At 49.6% G+C, this 20,845-nt stretch carries 17 protein-coding genes and 1 tRNA gene; 2 read left to right on the top strand and 16 right to left on the bottom strand.

The genetic code is table 11. The features are described 5' to 3' along the window. The coding region (locus tag ACI955_RS15385) for an NAD-glutamate dehydrogenase domain-containing protein (protein ID WP_415244625.1) at positions 1-2,531 on the bottom strand (2,531 nt) is incomplete at its 3' end. Positions 2,532-3,199: 668 nt separating this feature from the next. Between ACI955_RS15385 and ACI955_RS15380 the strand changes: the two genes are divergently transcribed. Further along, complete coding sequence (locus ACI955_RS15380; RefSeq protein WP_415244624.1) at positions 3,200-3,598, top strand: DDE-type integrase/transposase/recombinase; 399 nt, start codon at positions 3,200-3,202, stop codon at positions 3,596-3,598. A 10-nt stretch (positions 3,599-3,608) separates the two neighbouring features. Here ACI955_RS15380 and ACI955_RS15375 read toward each other — a convergent pair whose 3' ends face one another. The 4 genes from ACI955_RS15375 to miaB form a co-directional block, all read right to left on the bottom strand. Then, positions 3,609-4,463, bottom strand: a complete 855-nt coding sequence (locus ACI955_RS15375) for an HlyC/CorC family transporter (RefSeq protein WP_415244623.1) — start codon at positions 4,461-4,463, stop codon at positions 3,609-3,611. 20 nt (positions 4,464-4,483) lie between these two features. Then, on the bottom strand, positions 4,484-4,951 hold the full coding sequence (gene ybeY / locus ACI955_RS15370; protein ID WP_415244622.1) for an rRNA maturation RNase YbeY: 468 nt from the start codon (positions 4,949-4,951) through the stop codon (positions 4,484-4,486). Next, positions 4,948-5,934, bottom strand: a complete 987-nt coding sequence (locus ACI955_RS15365; RefSeq protein ID WP_415244621.1) for a PhoH family protein — start codon at positions 5,932-5,934, stop codon at positions 4,948-4,950. Before ACI955_RS15365 ends, ybeY begins: the two co-directional genes overlap by 4 nt. 68 nt (positions 5,935-6,002) lie before the next feature. Beyond that, positions 6,003-7,400, bottom strand: a complete 1,398-nt coding sequence (gene miaB / locus ACI955_RS15360; RefSeq protein ID WP_415244620.1) for a tRNA (N6-isopentenyl adenosine(37)-C2)-methylthiotransferase MiaB — start codon at positions 7,398-7,400, stop codon at positions 6,003-6,005. Between the two features lie 174 nt (positions 7,401-7,574). Here miaB and ACI955_RS15355 point away from each other — a divergent pair, with 174 nt between their 5' ends. Further along, complete coding sequence (locus tag ACI955_RS15355; RefSeq protein ID WP_368375033.1) at positions 7,575-7,919, top strand: DUF1820 family protein; 345 nt, start codon at positions 7,575-7,577, stop codon at positions 7,917-7,919. A 126-nt stretch (positions 7,920-8,045) separates the two neighbouring features. Here the strand turns inward: ACI955_RS15355 and ACI955_RS15350 are convergent, their stop codons facing one another. The 11 genes from ACI955_RS15350 to ACI955_RS15300 form a co-directional block, all read right to left on the bottom strand. After that, entirely contained in the window at positions 8,046-9,332 is a 1,287-nt protein-coding gene (locus tag ACI955_RS15350; RefSeq protein WP_415244626.1) for an aminotransferase class I/II-fold pyridoxal phosphate-dependent enzyme, read from the bottom strand. 165 nt (positions 9,333-9,497) lie between these two features. Continuing rightward, complete coding sequence (locus ACI955_RS15345) at positions 9,498-10,982, bottom strand: DUF1631 family protein (protein WP_415244619.1); 1,485 nt, start codon at positions 10,980-10,982, stop codon at positions 9,498-9,500. 150 nt (positions 10,983-11,132) lie between these two features. After that, entirely contained in the window at positions 11,133-12,104 is a 972-nt protein-coding gene (cmoB, locus tag ACI955_RS15340; RefSeq protein WP_415244618.1) for a tRNA 5-methoxyuridine(34)/uridine 5-oxyacetic acid(34) synthase CmoB, read from the bottom strand. Next, positions 12,101-12,823 (bottom strand): carboxy-S-adenosyl-L-methionine synthase CmoA, encoded by a 723-nt coding sequence (gene cmoA / locus ACI955_RS15335; RefSeq protein WP_415244617.1) that lies wholly within the window; start codon positions 12,821-12,823, stop codon positions 12,101-12,103. The genes cmoB and cmoA overlap by 4 nt, the downstream gene beginning before the upstream one ends. Before the next feature lie 99 nt (positions 12,824-12,922). Then, positions 12,923-15,361 carry a hypothetical protein gene (locus tag ACI955_RS15330; RefSeq protein WP_415244616.1) on the bottom strand — a complete coding sequence of 813 codons (2,439 nt, stop codon included), beginning with the start codon at positions 15,359-15,361 and terminating at the stop codon, positions 12,923-12,925. A gap of 263 nt (positions 15,362-15,624) precedes the next feature. Continuing rightward, on the bottom strand, positions 15,625-16,866 hold the full coding sequence (locus tag ACI955_RS15325; protein WP_415244615.1) for a DUF3047 domain-containing protein: 1,242 nt from the start codon (positions 16,864-16,866) through the stop codon (positions 15,625-15,627). A 418-nt stretch (positions 16,867-17,284) separates the two neighbouring features. Continuing rightward, a tRNA-Met gene (locus ACI955_RS15320) sits at positions 17,285-17,361 on the bottom strand. A gap of 74 nt (positions 17,362-17,435) precedes the next feature. Continuing rightward, positions 17,436-18,527 carry a redox-regulated ATPase YchF gene (gene ychF / locus ACI955_RS15315; protein WP_415244614.1) on the bottom strand — a complete coding sequence of 364 codons (1,092 nt, stop codon included), beginning with the start codon at positions 18,525-18,527 and terminating at the stop codon, positions 17,436-17,438. 6 nt (positions 18,528-18,533) lie between these two features. After that, on the bottom strand, positions 18,534-19,121 hold the full coding sequence (pth, locus tag ACI955_RS15310; protein WP_415244613.1) for an aminoacyl-tRNA hydrolase: 588 nt from the start codon (positions 19,119-19,121) through the stop codon (positions 18,534-18,536). A gap of 39 nt (positions 19,122-19,160) precedes the next feature. Then, positions 19,161-19,802 (bottom strand): 50S ribosomal protein L25/general stress protein Ctc, encoded by a 642-nt coding sequence (locus ACI955_RS15305; protein ID WP_415244612.1) that lies wholly within the window; start codon positions 19,800-19,802, stop codon positions 19,161-19,163. A gap of 87 nt (positions 19,803-19,889) precedes the next feature. Then, positions 19,890-20,834 (bottom strand): ribose-phosphate pyrophosphokinase, encoded by a 945-nt coding sequence (locus ACI955_RS15300; RefSeq protein WP_415244611.1) that lies wholly within the window; start codon positions 20,832-20,834, stop codon positions 19,890-19,892. Positions 20,835-20,845 lie beyond the last annotated feature (11 nt).

The following is a 20,845-nucleotide window of genomic DNA, read 5'->3' as shown; positions in this document are numbered from 1 at the left end:
ACAAAACCGCCCTTGGCGCCGACTGGCACAATAACGGCATTTTTAACCATTTGTGCTTTCATCAAACCGAGGACTTCGGTACGGAAATCTTCTGGCCGGTCTGACCAGCGCAAGCCGCCGCGCGCGACTTTGTCGCCGCGTAGATGCACGGCTTCAAAGCGCGGGGAGTGAACCCAGATTTCAAATCGCGGCCGCGGCGCAGGTGCTTCTAGGATATCTCGCGTCGAAAATTTAAACGCATATATGGCGTTATTTACGGCTAGCTCATTCTCGTTTTGATAATAGTTACTGCGTAGCGTCGCTATTATTAGGCTGCGTAAGCTGCGGAACAGGCGGTCGGCATCTAGGCTTTGGACAGATTCCAGTGCAATGTCTAATTGTTCAGTTAGCTTTGTTTGTAGTGTGTCGCGGTCGGTGACATGCAGCTTGAAACGGGCGTGGAATAAATCAATTAACAGGCGGCTGATGCTGCTGTTGTCAACCAATAATTTACTGAGATAATTTTGCTCGAAGTGGCTGCCAAGCTGTTTGAGATAACGGCAATAGGCGCGAATGAGTGCGGCTTCGCGCCAGCTGATATCGGCGCTAATAATCAAACGATTAAAATCATCGTCGTCACATAATTCCTTGTGAATGGCGATAAAGGCCTGCTCAAAGTGGCTGGCGTCGTGCCAAAACACGTGATTCACATTGACGGCTGTCTGGGCACGGAAATCCTGAATCCAGTATGTTTTATCGTTGTTAATGGTGACTGGGTACAAATCTTCCAATACTAGGCGCAATCCGAGGTTGCTCAGCCGCGGCAGTATGTCGGCTAGTGGTAATGGTTGATCCTTAAAATAACAACGTAATTCAACGCGCTCGTCGGGGCGAGATGCATCGCGGAAAATTTTTACTGCTAAGTTGTTGCTTGATTTTTGTAATTGCTCAATTTGTTCTATGTCGGCGGCGGCCTTGTCAATATTTGTCTTTGCAATATAGGCCGCCGTAAACGCCTCGTCGTAATGCAAAAATAGTTCTTGAGCCGTTTTGCATGGATAGTTGGCGTACAGCATCGACTTTAGCTTTTCAATCCAACTTTCCGTAACGCCACAGATCATTGCTTCTAGCGCCGCGTTGTCTAAAGTTTTCGTCTCCCCCATGCGAATTTGAACGATGAGATGTAGGCGCACCATTCGGTTGTCGGTGAAGTAAATGGCAAGGTCGCTACTATCGGCATTCAATTTTGTTGATATTAACGTTTGTATTTTCTCACGAACGTTCTGGCTGTATTGCTCTCGGGGAATGTAGACCAGAATAGAGTAGTAACGCTGAAAGGGGTCGGTACGGCTGAACACCCGAACGCGATTTTGTTCTTCTATGGCAACCAAACCCATGGCGATTTCAAATAATTTTTTGGCGCTGCTTTGAAATAGCTCATCGCGTGGAAAGGTTTCTAATATTTGTAGCATCACTTTGCCATTGTGACTGCCAGGTGGAAAATGGGCGAGGTTCATCACCGCATGGATACGATCAGCTAGCAGGGGAATATCAAGTGCTCGGCAATTATAGGCGGCGCGGGTCATCAAACCATAAAAACGGTGTTCACCTTTCAGCTCGCCCTTGGCGTTGTAATCTTTAATAGCGATATAGTCCATGGGCACAAAGCGTCGAATGGGCGCCAATTCGCTCGATTTGGTAATGGTCAGTACGCGTGGACTTTGTAAATAATGCTCTAGAATTTGCTGCCGCTGCTCCGGCGATTGGATGTGTTCCCAAGGAGTAGACTCTAATTTCATACCGAGCCGGGACGACTCGATCGCTTGCAAATTTCTTTGACCGCTCTGTTGCTTGACCTGCATCTCAACATAGGCAAGAAAGGTGAGGTTGTTGGCGGTAAGCCAGCCGAGGAAATTACAAACTTGCCGGCGTGACTTCGTTTTTATCGGTGCAGGGTTTTCTGAGTAATATAGTTGCAGCGCTTCCGCCTTTTCGCGCATGGGCTGCCAGTGCTTAACAATTAGCTCTATGGTACTGAGTGCTTTGCGGATACGCTGTTTTAAGCGAGTCGGCGATATTGCGCTTGGGCTAGCTTCCAGCTCGTAGCGCACAAAGGACTCTGCCCGGTAGTCGGTGTGCTGCTGTTGCTTACGATCGAGTGCAACGATATCAAGAAGTTGTCCGGCCTTGTCTCGGTTTACCCAGAAAATGGGGTGGTGAGATAAAAGTATGGTGTAACCGGCGTCGTATAGAAGGCTGGAAAGGGTATCAAAAATGAATGGCTGATCTTTGGTAACCATTTCAAATATCAGCAGGCCGCTGTCTTCTTGTTCACTAATACGTATTTGGGGATGGTCGGGACGTCTTGATTCGGCGAGACTCAGGTGTGACTGAACGATACCGAGGAGCTCAGCGGCGCTGCGCTTGGTAATGGTTTCACCGGCCGTAACATCCCAATAGCGGCTCGCTAAGGCATTTAGCGCTGCAGACTCAGGGGTATTGCCGAGTTTTTTTTGAATGAGACGTGTTAATTTTAAGATTTTAGATTTCATATGTCAGGCTTGCCTAATAATGATCAAGGTATTGACTGTGTAGCGCGCTCAGTGCACTACCGGACAGCAACCGGGCTTGAGTTCAGCTTAGTCAATATGTCGGCGATTTCAAACGTGCTCGCGAGGATTGGGGTCGGAAATCCTCTTATTTCGAACTTAATCCCCAGGCCTCAGATAAAATTGACCTCTCGGCTGAGAATGCTCGGCTTACGTCGGAGCTGTGGCGCATAACGGAGGAGCGCGACATCCTAAAAAAGACCGGAAAGTACTTTGCCAGCAACCCAGAGTGAAGTACGGCTTTATCCGCGATAATCAACACGAGCTCCCTGTCCAGGCGATGTGTCGTGTCTTTAAGATTAATCGCAGTGGGTATTATGCTTGGCTGAGCAAACCATTGTCTGACCGAGCCATTGAGAATCAGCGGTTATTGAAGCCGATAAAAGCATTGTACGTTGCTAACGGTGGTACCTATGGCCGCCCTTGGATAAACCGTGATGAAGGCGAATCTTGCAGTGTTCATCGTGTGGCTAAAATCATGCGATAAAACAAGCTCAAAGTTCAGGTCGGCTGCAAGCGCAGGGACATCAAAGGGGGCAAGTCCGGCAAGATTGCTGACAATATATTAGATCGGCAATTCAATCTTAAAGCCCCTAATCACGGGTGGGTGGGTGAGTGATATTACTTACATCAGAACCCACGAAGGATTTTTGTATGTGGCGACAGTAATAGATTTATATTCTAGAAGAATTGTTGGCTGGTCAATGGACAAAACGATGAATCGCCACTTAGTTATCAATGCGTTATTAATGGCCGTATGGCAGCGGAACTCCAAAAACGAAGTGCTAGTGCACAGCGATCAGGGCAGTCAGTATGCCAGCTCAGATTATTTAGTATTCATGAACGAGCAGAAGCTAATACCGTCGATGAGTCGACGGGTTAATTGCCATGGTAATGCCGTCGCTGAAAGCTTTTTCGCGACATTTAAAAAGCGGGTTACCAAACGAAAGATATACTCGATCAGGGAGGAAGCCAAAGGGGAGGAGATTCTCCGCCCCTCCTGTATTTAAAGTTCGCGAGCTATTCTTCTTCCTCGAGCTTGCTCATCCGCAATAGATGAATTTGCCGGCTATCGGCGTTCACTACTTTGAATTCGTAATTTTCGAGCCGCGTTACTTCATTGCGGCTGGGAAGATGACCAAAGGCTTTCAGCAGGAGGCCGCCGATGGTGTCGAACTCATCGTCACTAAAGCGCGCATTGAAATGGTCATTAAAATCGTCGATGGGTGTGAGGGCCTGCACCACAAAATCGTTTTCAGCAATTTTTCTAATGGGCAGATCGTCGTCCTCGTCGTACTCGTCTTCGATCTCACCGACAATCTGCTCAAGGATGTCTTCAATGGTAATAAGGCCAGCGGCGCCGCCGTATTCATCAATAACAACCGCCATATGGTTACGCTTTTCGCGGAAGTCTCGCAGCAGCACATTCAGGCGCTTACTTTCTGGCACCAAGGTGGCAGGACGTAAAATATCGCGGATGTCGATATCGGCGCTGGTTTCAAATTTCCACAGCAGCGGCAGCAAATCTTTGGATAGCAGGATGCCCAATACATTATCTAGGGTGTCACCGATGACAGGGTAGCGAGAGTGGCCGGTATCGATAATCATGGGGAGAAGTTCGCTGAGCGGCTGGTCGGCTTTCAGTACCACCATTTGCGGGCGAGGAACCATGATTTCTCTGGCCTGCATATCACTGATATGCATAGCGCCTTCAACAATACTTATGGCGTCGTCATCAATGACTTCATTCTGTTTGGCAACAGCAAGCAATTCAAATAGATCTTCCCGTGTTTTGGGTTCAGATGAAAAAGCATAGGCTATTTTCTCGATCCAAGATTTGTCACTTGGATCGGTGCTAGATCGATCTTCGCTCATGGTTTTGGGTGCTGTCCTCACTAAATAGGGGTATAGGGGTTGCTGATATTCAGCGTTTTTAGAAGCGCAATTTCTAGCGTTTCCATCTCTTCGGCTTCGTCATCTTCAATATGGTCGTAGCCTAAAAGATGGAGTGTACCGTGAATTACCATATGCGCCCAGTGATCTAGGCAGGCTTTGTGCTGATCCGCCGCCTCACGCTCTACCACTTGCTTGCAGATGGCGAGATCGCCGAGCAGGGGGAGTTCGAGTTCTGGGGGGAGATCAGCCGGAAACGATAATACATTGGTTGAACCGATTTTTTGCCGATATTGCATATTTAATTCGGCGCTTTCGCTCTCATCGATGAGACGTATACTTAGCTCGGCATCGTCACGCAGCCCCTGTAGTGCAGCTGTTGCCCAAAGTCTAAGGTCTTGTTCTGTCGGCAGATTTTCCGCGTTACAGGCGATTTGTAAATCCAGCTCTAGCTCGATGGCAGTATTCATCGCGGTGGTTCGTCGTCAGCTTCAAATGCAGCGTAGGCTTCAACAATACGCTGCACCAGCGGATGGCGAACCACATCTTTGGCGGCAAAATGAGTCATGCTAATGCCGTCAATATCACCAAGTACTTTCATAACGTGAATGAGTCCAGACGGCGTGCCGCGGGGTAAATCTATCTGGGTGGCGTCGCCAGTGATCACCGCGGTAGAGCCAAAGCCAATGCGCGTTAAGAACATTTTCATTTGTTCGCGGGTGGTATTCTGCGCTTCATCCAAAATAATATACGAGTCATTTAGTGTTCTACCGCGCATATAGGCCAGTGGAGCGATTTCAATAATGTTGCGTTCAATTAATTTGGTGACGGTTTCTAGGCCCACCATTTCGTAGAGTGCGTCGTATAGAGGGCGTAGGTAGGGGTCTATTTTCTGCGCCAGGTCACCGGGTAAAAATCCCAATTTTTCGCCTGCTTCGACCGCTGGCCTAACGAGCAGAATACGTTGAACTTGATTCGATATTAGCGCCTCTACCGCGCAGGCGACTGCAAGATAGGTTTTGCCCGTGCCGGCGGGGCCAATGCCAAAGTTGATATCACAGCTTTGAATAGCCTTGACGTAGAGCTGCTGATTTTTACCGCGGGGTTTAATACTGGCTTTTTTAGTTTGAATAACCACTGGCACGTCGTCTAGAGTAGTGGGACGACTGAGTTGTTCGATGCCCGACTCTTGCAGGTGGAGGTGTACGGTCTCGATATTGAGCCTGCTGCCGTTTTGGCTTTCGTTGTAGAGCTGTTTAATTAGCTGCACTGCGTCATCAACCGCATTGGTGTTGCCATTGATTTGGAAGGTGTTGGCGCGGGCGGCAATGCGAACGTTTAGGCGTCTCTCAATCAATTTGAGATTGGTGTCGAGATGCCCACAGAGATCGGCCAGTAGACGGCTATCGTTGGGTTCGAGTGTAAGTACACGTTGTACGTCTTGTGCAGTCAATGGTTCACCGAATGCCGCAGGCGCGGCGATAAAAGAGATATAAAAAGCATAGGCTTAGCAAGTATCACTTAATTGCACAGCTCGCCGCGCAGTGAGTTGGTATAGGCTTCTAATATATTTACATCCACAAATTGGCCGATGACAGCCCTATCTAAGCAGGGGAAGTTTACTACTCTATTGTTTTCGGTGCGGCCCTGCAATTCACCCGGGTCCTTGCGGGATACGCCAGTGACTAAAATCCGCTGCTGGCTGCCTGCCATTTGCCTGCTGATTTGCGCAGCATTTTGCAGAATATGGTGCTGTAAGGTCGCCAGTCGTTCCTTTTTCACATCTTCTGGCGTCTCATCGGGCAATTGCGCCGCCGGCGTGCCGGGTCGAGCGCTGTAGATAAAGCTAAATGAGTGATCGAAACCAATGTCTTTTATCAGCTGCATGGTGGCGTTGAAGTCTTCATCAGTTTCGCCGGGGAAGCCGATAATAAAATCTGATGACAAGCTAATATTGGGACGAATGGTCTTTAATTTGGCTATTTTTGCGCGGTATTCATCGGCGGTGTGGCCGCGTTTCATGGCCGCTAAGATGCGGTCACTGCCGTGTTGGACTGGTAAATGAAGATGATTTACTAATTCCGGCACGGTGGCATAGGCCTGAATAAGTGCCTCGCTAAATTCAACCGGGTGTGAAGTGGTGTAGCGAATGCGATCAATACCATCGACCTGGGCCACAAAATGCACCAGTTCTGCAAAGTCGATAATCTCGCCTTCGTGGTTTTCGCCCCGATAGGCGTTTACATTTTGGCCGAGTAAGTTTACTTCGCGCACACCTTTGGCGGCTAGCTGTGAAACCTCGGTGATAACGTCTTCAAAGGGCCGACTGACTTCTTCGCCACGGGTATACGGTACGACGCAGAATGTACAGTATTTGGAGCAGCCTTCCATAATTGAGACGAAAGCACTGGGGCCATCCACGCTGGGTTCAGGCAGTGAATCGAATTTCTCTATTTCTGGAAAGGTTACGTCGACAATAATTGGGCCGTCGAATTTCTTGGCGTCCAGCATATCTGGCACACGGTGCAGTGTTTGCGGTCCAAAAATAAGATCGACATAGGGCGCGCGTTTGCCTATATCACTGCCTTCTTGGCTAGCAACACAGCCACCGACACCTATTTTAAGGTTTGGGTTTTTGTCTTTAAGTTTTTTCCAGCGGCCAAGTTGATGGAAAACCTTTTCCTGCGCTCTCTCGCGAATTGAGCAGGTGTTGAGCAAAAGCACGTCAGCCTCATTGGGGTCGTCGGTTCGCTCATAGCCATGGCTTACCCCGAGTAGATCCTGAATGCGGGAAGAATCGTACTCATTCATCTGGCAGCCGTGGGTTTTGATAAACAGCTTTTTAGGCTTGTCAGCGATGCTTGGGGTCGCCGTCACTGGCGCTTGGCTGGCGTTATTTGACGTGAGTTCTTCTGGCATAAGGCGCAAACAGGCTGCTGATAAAATGGGAGTGCATTATAGCTAAAATATCGTCTAAAACCCAGAAGTGCAGTGGATTTAGCAAATTTATGCTATCATCCGCGGCCCGGTTTTCCGGCGTACAACAATCTACATAAGTGCCCCAAAGCAGTACCCAGAGACAAGGGAAAGACTATGGCCCAACTACCTATTTATAAAGTCATTTTTCACAACAACAGCAAGGTTTATGAGCTTTACGCGCGCGCAATTTACCAGAGCGACATGTACGGGTTCATAGAAATTGAAGAGTTTGTGTTTGGTGAGCAAAGCCAGATTGTGGTCAATCCAGGTGAAGAAAAATTGAAAAATGAATTTAGTGGCGTCACTCGTAGCTATATTCCTATGCATTCGATTGTTCGAATTGACGAAGTTGAAAAGGAAGGCACGGGTAAAATAGTGGATGCCGAGGGTGGCAGCAATGTACGGCACTTTCCCAGCGTTCCGGGACGGCCGATTACCCGTACCCCCGATAGTGAATAGTGCTGATACATCGCAATAATGTGATGTTCTGCAGATATAAAAAAGGGCGCCAATTGGCGCCCTTTTTTCGCTTGTATTGCGGAGTTTAGTGTAAATGCCCGCTGATAAACCTAAGAAATATAGCGATTACGCCCCGCTTTGGAGGCGCTGTTTTACTGACGCCAGCTTAACGCAGCTCACGAATACTGCCATGGCGCGGTCAATTTCATCTAGGCTAGGCACGCTGGGAGCAATACGAATATTGCTGTTGGCGGGGTCTTTGCCGTAGGGGAATGTGGCACCAGCTGGGGTCAGCTTAACGCCGGCCTCGGCGGCTAATTTCACCACCTCTTTAGCCAGACCAGGCAGGGTGTCGAAGGACACAAAATAGCCGCCCTGGGGTTCGGTCCAGCTAGCCATACCAGACTCGCCTAAACCTTCGCGCAGATGTTTGAGCACGATATCAAAACGCGGCTTAAGCACGGCGGCGTGCTTGCTCATATGATCTTTTATGCCGTCAGCGTCTTTTAATAGTCGAACATGGCGCAATTGGTTGATCTTGTCTGGACCAATTTGCGACATGCCGAGGTGGTGGGTAAATGCCTTTAAATTGCCTTTAGACATGCCTGCGAAGGCGACGCCAGCACCGGCATAAGTGATTTTTGAGGTGGAGCCAAACAAATATACGGTGTCTTCAGTGCCGTATTTGCGGCAGCTGTCCATTAGGTTTGCTATTTCGGGGGCATCGTCGCTCAACTGGTGAACGGCGTAGGCGTTGTCCCAAAAAACCCGGAAGTTGCTGCTGGCGATCTTGCCTAGTTGAGCAATGCGATCAACTACGCTATCGGAGTATACGGTGCCGGTGGGATTGCTGAAGCGTGGCACACACCAGATGCCTTTGATGGACGGGTCGTTTTTCAGTAATTCTTCGACGGCGTCCATGTCTGGGCCGTCGTCGTTTAAGGCCACAGTAATAAGCTCAATGCCAAGGTGTTCGCAAACACTGAAATGACGGTCGTAGCCGGGCACTGGCGCGATGAATTTAGTGTTGCCACCGTCGCTAATCCAGCTTGGTGCCAGCTTGCCAAAACCTTGATATAGGCCAAATTGTGCGGCCATATACATTAGCGTCAGGCTGCTATTGCCACCGATTAGAGTTTCTTCTGGCGTGACGCCAAGTACTTGAGCAAATAAGTGTTTGCACTCTGGTATGCCATCAAGGCCGCCGTAGTTGCGTAAATCAGCGCCGCTTTCGTTGCTGAGGTCACTGCCTAGAATTTCGTTGATGCTGTCTGATAGCGAGAGTTGTTCTGCACTGGGCTTGCCGCGAGTGAGGTCAAGATTCAGACCTGAGGCTTTAAACTGCTGATATTCTTGGGTCAGCTTGGTTTCCCATTCGCGCAGCTGTTCGGTAGTTGCTTGGTCTAGTTGCAAAGTCATCACCTTAAATGCGTGATCGCTACGATAAGCGATCAAACTGTAGAAATTGGATCGCGTTAGACCGCGATGGTCAAACATGAGGGCAGGAAATTATACCTAGTTTTGATTGGTATCAACAACTGTCAGCGTCGATTGACTCAAGGCTATTGCTCAGTGGTGCTAGTGATTGACATCGGGTTTGCTAAGCTTAACGCTGCGACCAGATGCGATTAAGCGGAGTTTATGGAGGTTTTCAATTAATGCTTGGGTGGCGTGGTAGCCATAATTGATGCGCTGCAAACCGTTACTCAGTTCAGTTTCTATATCTTTGCTCATTGCTTTCGCGCGGCGAAGCGCTGACCAGTCAGAGTGCGGTTGAATATACCAGAGTATGTCATCGATAAGTTGCAGGCTGCGGCGTAGCGTAGCGCTGTTACTGCCGTGGCGCAGCCAGTGATACAGAATGACCGTTGTCATAGGACCGTAGAGCATATTGTCGATGCTCAGGGGGAGATCAATATGCTGGGTTTTCTCGTCTAGCATGTCGTGCACTTTCCTGCGTAAACGAGTAAGTCGTTTCTGGCCAACTTCGGCATTCAAGTTGCGCCTGTCATTGAGTTTGATGCTTTGCAGTAAGTGTTGGCAGCAGGCATCAATTTGCTTGCGAATGCTATTGAATTGATTCGCTTCGATATTGCGGTCGTTAAATTTTCTGCTGATCGTTTTTAGTTCGGCTTCAAACTGCTGGCGCTGAATGGGCTGCGCGTCGTCCCACTGGTCGAGAGTGTTGATTATCTGACAACAGACCTGTCTGGCGGGGTGAAGGGGATGCATAAATTCACTGCGATCCCGCAGCGCCAGTGCGCTAATACAAGTTTGCATGGTATTGAGCGAGGCGAGCACTCCAGAAGATAGCCTGCGCCTAGCAGGTAACTGCCTAAAGATATTTGCTACCGCATCGAGTAGCTCGCTGTCACTGGGTTCTATTGTCGCAGCATTGCTAGTGACGCTGCGGCGATGGGAGTGCATTTTGAGTAAACGCTGGAGTCGCGTTTCTGTCAGAGCGCGCTCCTGGGTAGACAGATTCTTTTCTTTTAGCTGTTGTTTTATATGGCTGATCCACGCTTCCACGTTTTCGGTTTGGGTTTCCACTGGCAGAGATTCGAGTAGCTCTTCATAGAGTTTGCTGAGTTCCTGAATTAACAAGCCTTGGAACATCGTCAGCGCGTGATAGCGATGTGCCTCCTCTAGTTTTAGGGGCGTCAAAATTTGCTGAAATCCCGCCAATATCGTTATGGGCGCTATTGCGCGGCAAAAATTTCGGAGTTGTGGCTTTTCACTTTCAAAATACGCATCGGGTAATTTTTCTAGGCGTTGCGCCAATCGATCTAGGGCCGGGTAGCTGCCGGTGTCATAGGCGCGTTTGCTATTAAATCCACTATTGATGTGCTCGGCAAAAAGCCGAAAGCCTTCGTCTTGACCAAGTTTGACGGCATGCTGCTGGCTGAGCAGTTCGGATTTTTCGGCGGAGTCTGTTGCCGTTAGGGAGCGACGATGGAAGTTGTCTTGGAGGCGGTCAAAGTAGCGGTACAGGTGCTTGCCGAACCACAGTCGAGACTGAGATTTTAAGCGGTCAGCTAGAAGTCCTGTTCCAGTTTGCTGCATGATTCGACCCGTCGTGCCTATTCTTAAAAGTTTTGGCGCATGCGCACACTTTAAAGTTTGTCAAACATAACACAAAAGCCTCTTTTTGTGTCGTTGATCCGCGGCTTAGTGGGGTCATTAGTGATATATACTTTCTATTTTATGAGCTTGTTAGGGCTTTTCTGCAATAAAAGTGGCCCGCCGTGGCGCGGGGTAGCCTTCAATCGTTTGGTTCGAGTCGTCAGGATTGAGAAACTCAGCCAGAGAATGAAATTTCATCCAGTCAGTGCTGCGTTGTTCATTCCTTGAGGTTTGGCTAACGTCGATGAGCTTAGGGGATTTAAAACCGGCTTTTTTTAGCCAGGCCTCTAGGGTGGCCGTGCTTGGAATAAACCATACATTTCCCATTTTACTGTAGCGTCCTTCAGGGACTAAAACTTCACCGACTTGGCCTTCAATGACTAAGGTTTCTAACACCAGTTGTCCGCCAGGGCGGAGGCTGTCGCGCAGTGCCATCAGGTGATCAAAAGGGGAGCGGCGATGGTAAAGAATACCCATTGAAAATGTGGTGTCGAAAGCCTGTAACTTTTCTGGAAGGTGCTCAATACCCATTGGCAAAACAGCGACGCGCTGGTCTTGAAGGTATTTTTGCAAGGCGAAATACTGCATAACAAATAGTGGTGTTGGGTCTATGCCGACAACTAAGTTTGCACCGGCGCCGCGCATACGCCAACAGTGATAGCCGCTGCCGCAGCCAACATCTAAGACGGTGCGTCCCTCAAGTGGCGCTATCGCATCTTTGAGTCGATCCCATTTCCAGTCTGAGCGCCATTCGGTATCTATGTGCACGCCAAAGAGTTCATACGGACCCTTGCGCCATGGGTGTAAACCTTTTAGCGCCTCTTGCAGTTGCTCGCGCTGACTACCACTGACGCTGCCATCAGCGCCCACCCGCGAGGTATTCAGCGCGATGGTATCAGGGCGAAGATCCGGTAATGCCGCAAGTGCCTCTTTCCAGCGGGGCAGGTCGCCAAAACGAGCTTCGTTGAGGCCTGCGGCTATTTGCTGGGGTAACTCTTTTGACCAATTTGCGAGTTGAGGGTGCTCGCTAAGATGGTTTAAAAATGCTTGATAGTTGATCATTTGATAGCCACGAGAGAGGCGAAATTAAAACACTGAAACCACACATCAATACTGCTGAATCCTGCTTCGCGCAGTCGTTGTTGGTGTTGCTGTAAAGACTCGGGGACCAACACATCTTCTAGCGCGCTTCGTTTTTGCGCGACCTCCAGCTCGCTATAGCCATTGGCGCGTTTAAAAGCGTGGTGTAGCTCGGTGTTGAGTTCCTGTAGGCGCGGATCTAAAAAAACAATTTTTTCCGACAGAATTAAAATGCCTCCGGGGCGCATGGCGTCGCTGATTTTTTGAATCAGGGCGGCGCGCTCGCTGGCAGGTACAAATTGTAGGGTGAAATTAAGAACGACTACCGAAGCGTTTTCGATCGGTGTGTCTTGGATGTTTTCGCAGCGAAGCGCAATAGATTGCGGTATGTCGGCAATATAGTCTTTGCAGCGCTCAATCATGGCGGACGAGTTATCGACACCGATAATTTGGCAATCACGCTCGCCAATTTCCCGTGCCATTGCCAACGTGCTGGCGCCCAGTGAACTGCCAAGATCATAGCAATTACTGCCGCTCTGCGCATATCGACCTGCCATTACTCCAGTCATTGCAATAATAGTTGCGTACCCGGGTACTGACCGCTGAATCATGTCGGGGAATACCTCAACAACGTGTTCGTCAAAGGCGAAGCGCGGGAGGCTAGCTTGGGGCTGGGCGTAGATGGTGTCGTGTTTGGTCATTTTGGTATTTTTTAGAGCAAGGCGCGAATTCTAACATATTTATGGTGAAGCTTTGAGGGTGAAGTGCCGGCCCTTTCGGGCCGGTTAATAGGGTAATAATTATAATTGTTGAATGCTGCTTGTGCCTTGAGACTTGATACTATTCGGCGTTGTAACAGTTGCCGTAATTGTTCCTGATCCAGGGTTGGCAGCTTGTCGCACAAAAAAGGCGTAGGAGATTGGGCCGTCACTATTGGAGTCGGCAATAGTTTCATTGCCATTCAAAATCGTGCCGAATGAGCTGCTTACGCTTAGCGTAGTGCCCGCTGCCGGGAGTTTGTTGCGACCCGCTTTATCTTGAATCGTCACGGTAACTACTCCATCGCTGCCGTTCAATATCACGTTAGTAACGGTAACATCAAAGCTTGAAGCACCGAAAACAATAATGATATCTCTGCTCACCAGTGTGGTATTGGATGTGCCGCATTCGGCACCCGAACACAAAAGCCCCTCATAAGTGGTATTTTGAGTATCCCACTGGCCGTTTCCATTTGTGTCAATGTATTGATCGAAGTCACCACCTGCTATGTCGATATCCCGACTTGATGAACTTGGGATGGCTTCTGCGTCCACAAATGGTTCTACAACATGGAAGGTAAGCTCACCATCGTCGTGTCGGCCATTCGCATCTTCGTCTTCAAAACTCTCTTCACCAACCGCATAGGCGAGAACTGTGACATTACCATCGCTAGGTTTTGGTTGTTGAGAGCTTAGGAGGACGGAGCAAACCCCATTTAATGTAAAACAGGTGCCAGCTGGAGATTCTTCTGGAGCTCCGTTCACGGAGCCAATCGCTCCACCTTCAGTTATAAAGTTAATTGCGGTGCCGTCAAGTACCGGATTGTTGTAGCGGTCTGCAGCTCTCGCTGTAATAGCCGTAGTTTCGCCGTCGAAATTATTTCCTTCTATATTTAGTATCTCAGCCGAAATTGAAAAGCTGTTGCTATCAGGGATTCCTGTAGTGATAGCAAGTGATGATGAAACTGCAGATTTTTGGGTGCCTGTACCGCTTTCTGTGAATGTCGCAGATACCCTTATTGGTATGGCAACCGTTCCGGCATTTACTATTGTTTTAACTCGTCCGACTGCATCACTAATTGCGGTGTATACACTTAAAAATGCGTCATCGCCGATATTCCCATTTTGCGCTAATGGCTCTCCGTGATTGATAACAAAGTTAACTGTTTGTTGCGGAAGCGGAGTTCCATTGGCGTCATTGACTTGAAAAATAACAGTCGACTGTGAATCCCTATCTGGGCCACCCGTCCCCGCTAGGCGAATAATTCTCGGGGTGGCGCTAATAAACTGTAAACCGCCTACAACTGCGGGTTCGGTTTTAATATTTACAGACGTAGTTAGTGTTGCACCCGAAACACTTGTGGTTGCCGTAATACCGTCTGGTCCGCCTGTCGGTGTGGTACAGCCCCGAGCTGTGTACACGGCTGAAATTTGCCCTGTGGTTGTATTAACTACCACTGGATCTATTTCTGCTGTTCCCGCCGCGATGCAGGTAGAGGTGAAAAATACGTCAGATGACCCAAGATATAAGTCATTGTCTTGGTCAATCAAAGAGGCGGTTAAGGTGACACTTTCGCCCGGGGCGAGCCCATCGTTATCGATTGCGGCACTAGCTTTTAAAACGCCTTCACTAAAGTTGTTCCCGGTGTAAGAACCGAACCTTACATCAGGGGTATCTACAGAGACTGTGGCTGTTGCGGTCAGAGTCTCGCTGCCGTATCGAGTTTGAGCGATTATAACGTCTTCACCCACGCAGCCATTGCCTGTATAAGCTGCAGTGATTGTGCCGTTTGAGTTTGTCACTGACGACGGAGTTATTGATGCTAAACCCTGTTCCAGGCAGTCTGAGGAAAAGCCGATTTTAATGGCGTCAGAAATTAAGACATCACTACTATTGCGAAGCTCGACCTTCAAATTAGCTGTTTCGCCATTTTTGACAATCAGTTTATTCGTGCCAGTCTGTCCGGCCTGAATGCGGCCATCGATGAAAATGCCGCCACTGAATGAACCAAAGTGTGTGGTAAGTGATGTGGTTAACACAGTGCTTGCGAATAGTGTTTCGCCATTAACTGTTGTAGAAGCTACAACTAAATCTTCACCATTACAGCTATTCGAAGTGTAATTAGTTTCGATTAAACCGTTTGTATTGTTGATGCTCGCGGGAGCTGCTGTAGATAAACCGGCACTTATACATGTAGATGTAAATATTACGTTTGCAGGGTCCGTGAAAGGGATGTTATTTGCGTCAACTAGTGCGACCGAAAGTCCGGTGGTATCTCCTTGCGAAAGATTAGTAAAAACAGCTCGAACAAGGCCTTCTGCAAAGCTTCCACCGCTGGTTGAACCCAGCTTGATAGTATTGTTTCCGGTGCTGTTGCCGTCTGGCGGAGTTAGGCTCGGAGTGCCATCACTGCCACCGCCGCAGCCAGCAAATAGAAATGCTGTGAACATTAACAGGCAACTACGAAACAAGACTTTCATAAGTGACTTCCTCTATCTCTTCGGCAGTTCTGACTGACCGTGGTGGTTGACAGATATTATATTTTTTCGGCTTAGCAAGTTACTAATTATGAAAGCATATTAGCGTAGTTTGCTGATTTGTGCGGGAAACTTGCAATGGGAAGGTCAAAAATAGTATTCGTGGCTCATCTTGCTGTGCGGTTGCGCGGGCGAACACCTTAATCGATGGCCTGCCGGGCCCCTTATCGGCCCTTGCGGCAGTTAACCGGCGGCCAAAATACGAGTTACTTATGGATGCTTTCTATACTGCTATCACTCTTTAGCGCTATCTGACGATAGCGGCAATGCCCTTCACCGCGCTGGAACGCAGAGTTGGCAATTAGCCACACGCCGACGACCTTTTCTGGCAGTGGCCCGCCGATAGCCCTAAGATAGTCAGCCTGAATATTGCGTGACTCACTCAGCCAGCGACCTAGATCTGCCGAGTCATTGCGAAGTACCCAATGTGTTTCGCGCTTATCCCACCACGGTAAGGGACATTGAAAAATCGTGTCGACATCCAGCGTGCTGCTCCACATATAGGTTAGGTCTAGGCCGTTGTCGAACTCTATCGCGATAGACAGATAGTCGTGTGTTGGTTGGATATGCTCGGCCAATTTAGAAGGCAGAGCGTCAACACACCATTGCCAGTTAAAGACCAAATCGCTGCTTAGCGGCATATCGAGTGGATATTGCAAAATCCCGCCATCAGCATGGGTGGTGCAGCACAAACCATCGTCATCAGCTTTGTAGATCTCACTGGCGCCCAGACGCCAAAGATAGTGCCAGCCCTTTGGCGCCCGAACAGGATTTTTAAAGCGCGCCAGTATTGGTCCGAACAAATCTACGTCCGCCGCAGCCGCGGCAGTCAATGCGTTCTCAATATTTGTAAGCCAGCGTAAAACCACCACGCTAAACTGGCCACTAGTAGGCAGTTTAGCGATACTCGAATCGAAACCGCCCTGCGGATCGCCAAACTCGCCGGGCACGGCGGTAATTAAGTGTAATCTACCGTCTTGTTCCGCGCTTATCGCGGCTCCGCCCGTTGGCAGTTTATTAATATGCCCTGCGCCATCCCGATTGACGATTCGATACCACAAGCCAAAACTCGGCCCGATGGCCACATCCAGCGGACGTGAAAGATATAAGCGGCCATCTCCCATCACTGTTACCCACTCGCCTGCGGCCATATCAATGCCGGTATCAAGCCACTCTTGTTTGCCAGCGACCAAGGTAAACCAGGCGTAGCTGCGCATCTGGCCATCAAGGGTTTCAATGACTGGCTCTAAACGTTGGACAAAGGCGTCGGAGATCTCATCGGCCTTTGGCGGCTGATTTAGCAGACTGAGGCGCGAGCGAATAAAATCAATAAAAGTCGGCAGCGGTGACGGTGGGTTTCTCTGCGGCGGCATAGCCAGATCACGCGGCGTCTGATCGCCAATCAGACCAAGAGATTGATAGACGCGCTGCAAGATATTAGCTGGCATTTATTACCCCGATAGAATTTCCCGTTTCAGTATAATCACCACTTAGGCTCCCTCAGTCTAGAAGTAATTTCATGGAAGGCTAGGGCATTTTTGGGATCATCGTTTGGACGGACGTCGTTTGATGGGGGCGTTGACCGTATTTGCTTGGGACGTTATTGATGTAAGGAAGCGACTCGATGCTGATTCATCGGGAGGTCGGAGTGAGGGAGTGGGTGTCAGGTGCGGAATGCGGATTAATCAATAATAGGCTAGGGCCTGTTATTGCCCCCTCGGGCTGCGCCATGTATTGAAATGCATGGCTTGTTCCAAATGCTGATCGCATTTGGTCGAACCGCGTGGTGGTTATCATCCGCCCGTCAGGTGCAGATTACTTATCTGGATGCAAAAAAAACCACCGTTAGGTGGTTTCTTTAAATAATGGTAGCAAGGGGCGGATTCGAACCGCCGACCCCAACATTATGAGTGTTGTGCTCTAACCAACTGAGCTACCTTGCCACAGTCTCTCTGAAGAGAGAAGGCGCGCATTTTCCAAGGATCGGCGCACCTTGTCAAGCGCCGATCAGTTTGTGTTACACATTGAAGCGAAAATGGACAACATCGCCGTCTTTAACAACGTAGTCTTTACCTTCTAACCGCCATTTTCCTGCGTCTTTGGTGCCTTGTTCGCCTTTGTATTGAATGAAGTCGTTGTAGGCGATAACTTCTGCGCGAATGAAGCCTTTTTCAAAGTCGGTGTGAATCACGCCGGCAGATTGCGGTGCGGTGGCGCCAACGGGTATGGTCCAGGCGCGAACTTCTTTTACACCGGCGGTGAAATAGGTTTGTAGGCCCAAGAGTTGGTAGCCGGCGCGAATAACGCGGTCTAGTCCTGGCTCTTCCATGCCGAGATCTGCGAGGAATTCGGCTTTTTCATCTTCGTTGAGCTCGGCAATTTCGGATTCGAGTTTATTGCAAATAGGCACCACGATGGCACCATCTTCGGCGGCGATGGCGCGTACTATGTCGAGATGTGGGTTGTTTTCAAAACCCTCTTCGTTGACGTTGGCGATGTACATAGTCGGTTTGATGGTCAGCAAGTGCAGGGTGTTGGCGCGCGCTAGTTCATCGCTGTCCAGTGCCAGTGAGCGCACGGGTTTGCCTTGGTCTAGGTGGGCCAGCAGCTTTTCAAATAAGTTTTTGAGGATGGTGGCTTCTTTATCGCCACTTCTGGCGACGCGCGCCACTTTCTGTAGCTGTTTGTCGATGCTTTCCATGTCGGCCAGTGCCAGTTCGGTATTGATGATTTCAATATCGGCGGCGGGATCAATTTTGTTGGCGACATGAATAATATTATCGTCTTCAAAGCAGCGTACAACGTGCGCGATTGCGTCGGTTTCGCGAATATTGGCGAGGAATTTATTGCCTAGGCCCTCGCCTTTTGAGGCGCCGGCTACCAGTCCGGCTATGTCGACGAACTCCATGGTGGCGGGCATGACACGCTCTGGCTTTACAATTTCTGTCAGCGCGTGCAGGCGCGGATCTGGAACCATGACGATGCCGGAATTGGGCTCTATGGTACAGAATGGGAAGTTGGCCGCGTCAATGCCGGCATTGGTTAGGGCGTTGAAGAGGGTGGATTTGCCGACGTTTGGAAGTCCGACGATGCCGCAGTTAAAGCCCATGTGATATTACCCTTGTTTGTAGCTATGCAGTTGATTCATGGCTTTGGCCCAGTCGCCGCGCACCGCGTCTTCTAAGGTGCGCAGTGCTTCGTCTATGCAGCGATCTATGCTGATTCGCTCATCTGCGGGTGGTTTGCCAAGCACATAATTGGTGACTTGAGAGGCGTGGCCGGGGTGGCCGATACCGACTCTTAGTCTATGAAATTTACTATTGTTGCCCAGTTGAGCAACGGTGTCGCGCAGGCCATTGTGGCCACCGTGACCACCGCCATTTTTATAGCGCGCGGTGCCGGGCGGAATATCCAGTTCGTCGTGGGCGACGAGTATGGCTTCCGGAGTGATTTTGTAGAAATTAGCGAGTGCGGTGACAGCTTGTCCACTGCGGTTCATAAAGGTGCTTGGAATAAGCAGACGCAGGTCATGGCCGTGGTAATGAATTCTGGCGGTGTCACCAAAGAAGCGAGCTTCGCTATTCAGCGTGCAGCCTTGTTGCCGGGCTAGCTCTGAAACAAACCAGGCGCCCGCATTGTGACGTGTATCTTGATATTGCGGGCCGGGATTCGCCAGCCCTACTATCAGTTTTATCGTTTCCAATGGTGCGCCTGTGACTGTTAGCCCCGAAGGGCTAGCAGTTTACTCTTCGACAGCTGCTACTGGAGCCGCGTTGTCATCTTCGTCTTCGTCACTGCCGCCACGTGGCGCATGTACAGCGGCGACCGCTTGGTCGTGATCTTCACCTAATGCCAGTGCGGTGCTTTCTACGCCGGCAGGGAGTTTCAGGTCGGAAATGTGCAGGGTGGTGCCGACTTCAACCAGCGCCATATCCACTTCGATGAACTCAGGAAGATCTTTCGGCAAGCAATGCACCTCTAAGTCAGTTGCGGCGTGAGTGATGTTGCCGCCCTGATTTTTCACGCCAATGCAGTTTTCTTCATTTAAGAAGTGCAGTGGTACGTGCAGAGTAAGCATAGTGTTGGCATCAACGCGCAAAAAGTCAGCATGTAGCAGTTTTAGCTTAGCTGGGTGGCGTTGCAGATCTTTCAGCACAACAGATTCTTGCTTACCATCGATATCCAGAGTGACAACAGAAGTGAAGAAGGCTTCATCTTCCAAGAACCATAAGAAGTCTTTATGCAGGATGCTGATCATTTGTGGGGCTTTGTCGCCACCGTAAACAATCGCTGGTACTTCATTTTCCAGACGACGTAGGCGGCGGCTCGCACCTTTCCCTACATCTGCGCGCGCTTTGGCGCTGACTGTGTAATCGTTAGACATAATAGTTTCCTTGATAACGCGAAAACCGCCGACTTGCGACCAGTGCGGCGGTAAATGTCGATGGCCTTGCCGTTAAACCGCAATGGTTTAACGAAACAGGGCGCTTATCGACTCTTCATTACTGACCCGTCGAATTGACTCGGCCAATAGATTTGCCAGGGTTAGCTGGCGAATTTTTTTGCAATTGCGTGCATCTTCTGACAACGGAATGGTGTCGGTGACAATCAGTTCGTCGAGTTCAGAGCCATTGATGTTCGCAATGGCGGCGCCAGATAATACAGGATGTGTACAGTAAGCGACAACTTTTGCTGCGCCGTGCTCTTTTAATGCCTCGGCTGCTTTACATAAAGTGCCTGCGGTATCGACCATATCGTCAACCAGCAAACAGGTTTTTCCCCGTACTTCACCGATAATATGCATGACCTGAGCAACACCGGCCTGGGGCCGACGCTTATCAATAATAGCTAGGTCGGCGTCATCTAACTGCTTAGCTACAGCGCGGGCGCGAACCACACCGCCAATGTCAGGCGATACCACCATTTGATTGGTGTATTGCTGACGGCTGATGTCATCGAGAAGAACCGGTGAGCCATAAACGTTATCTACCGGGACGTCGAAAAAGCCCTGAATCTGTTCTGCGTGTAGATCAACGGTTAGTACGCGGTTGATGCCCACGCCGCTCATCATATCGGCAACTACTTTGGCCGAAATAGGTACTCGCTGGGAACGCACCCGGCGGTCTTGACGAGCATAGCCAAAATAAGGAACAACGGCGGTAATGCGGCCGGCTGAGGCTCTGCGCATGGCGTCGGCCATGACAATCAGTTCCATCAGGTTGTCATTGGTTGGCGCGCAGGTTGGCTGTAAAAGGAAAACGTCAGCGCCGCGAACGTTTTCATTTACTTCCACGTAAATTTCGCCATCGCTGAATTTGCCAACGGTGGCGTCGCCGAGCGGTAGGTGCAAGTGCTCAACAACTTTACGTGCAAGCTCGGGATTGGCATTGCCGGTGAAGACCATCATCTTGGGCACGGTCAGAGTCC

It is taken from the genome of Zhongshania sp. (assembly GCF_047636175.1).
In the GTDB taxonomy this organism is placed as follows: domain Bacteria; phylum Pseudomonadota; class Gammaproteobacteria; order Pseudomonadales; family Spongiibacteraceae; genus Spongiibacter.
The sequence above is the reverse complement of the archived record's forward strand: the minus strand, read 5'-3'. Positions and strand labels throughout refer to the sequence as shown.

Coding starts and splice junctions, on each gene's coding strand:
- miaB (WP_415244620.1), bottom strand. CDS start 7,400: ATGCCAGAAGAACTCACGTCAAATAACGCCAGCCAAGCGCCAGTGACG.
- cmoA (WP_415244617.1), bottom strand. CDS start 12,823: ATGACCAAACACGACACCATCTACGCCCAGCCCCAAGCTAGCCTCCCG.
- ybeY (WP_415244622.1), bottom strand. CDS start 4,951: ATGAATACTGCCATCGAGCTAGAGCTGGATTTACAAATCGCCTGTAAC.
- ACI955_RS15355 (WP_368375033.1), top strand. CDS start 7,575: ATGGCCCAACTACCTATTTATAAAGTCATTTTTCACAACAACAGCAAG.
- ychF (WP_415244614.1), bottom strand. CDS start 18,527: ATGGGCTTTAACTGCGGCATCGTCGGACTTCCAAACGTCGGCAAATCC.
- ACI955_RS15345 (WP_415244619.1), bottom strand. CDS start 10,982: ATGCAGCAAACTGGAACAGGACTTCTAGCTGACCGCTTAAAATCTCAG.
- ACI955_RS15325 (WP_415244615.1), bottom strand. CDS start 16,866: ATGCCAGCTAATATCTTGCAGCGCGTCTATCAATCTCTTGGTCTGATT.
- ACI955_RS15375 (WP_415244623.1), bottom strand. CDS start 4,463: ATGAGCGAAGATCGATCTAGCACCGATCCAAGTGACAAATCTTGGATC.
- ACI955_RS15330 (WP_415244616.1), bottom strand. CDS start 15,361: ATGAAAGTCTTGTTTCGTAGTTGCCTGTTAATGTTCACAGCATTTCTA.
- ACI955_RS15305 (WP_415244612.1), bottom strand. CDS start 19,802: ATGTCTAACGATTACACAGTCAGCGCCAAAGCGCGCGCAGATGTAGGG.
- cmoB (WP_415244618.1), bottom strand. CDS start 12,104: ATGATCAACTATCAAGCATTTTTAAACCATCTTAGCGAGCACCCTCAA.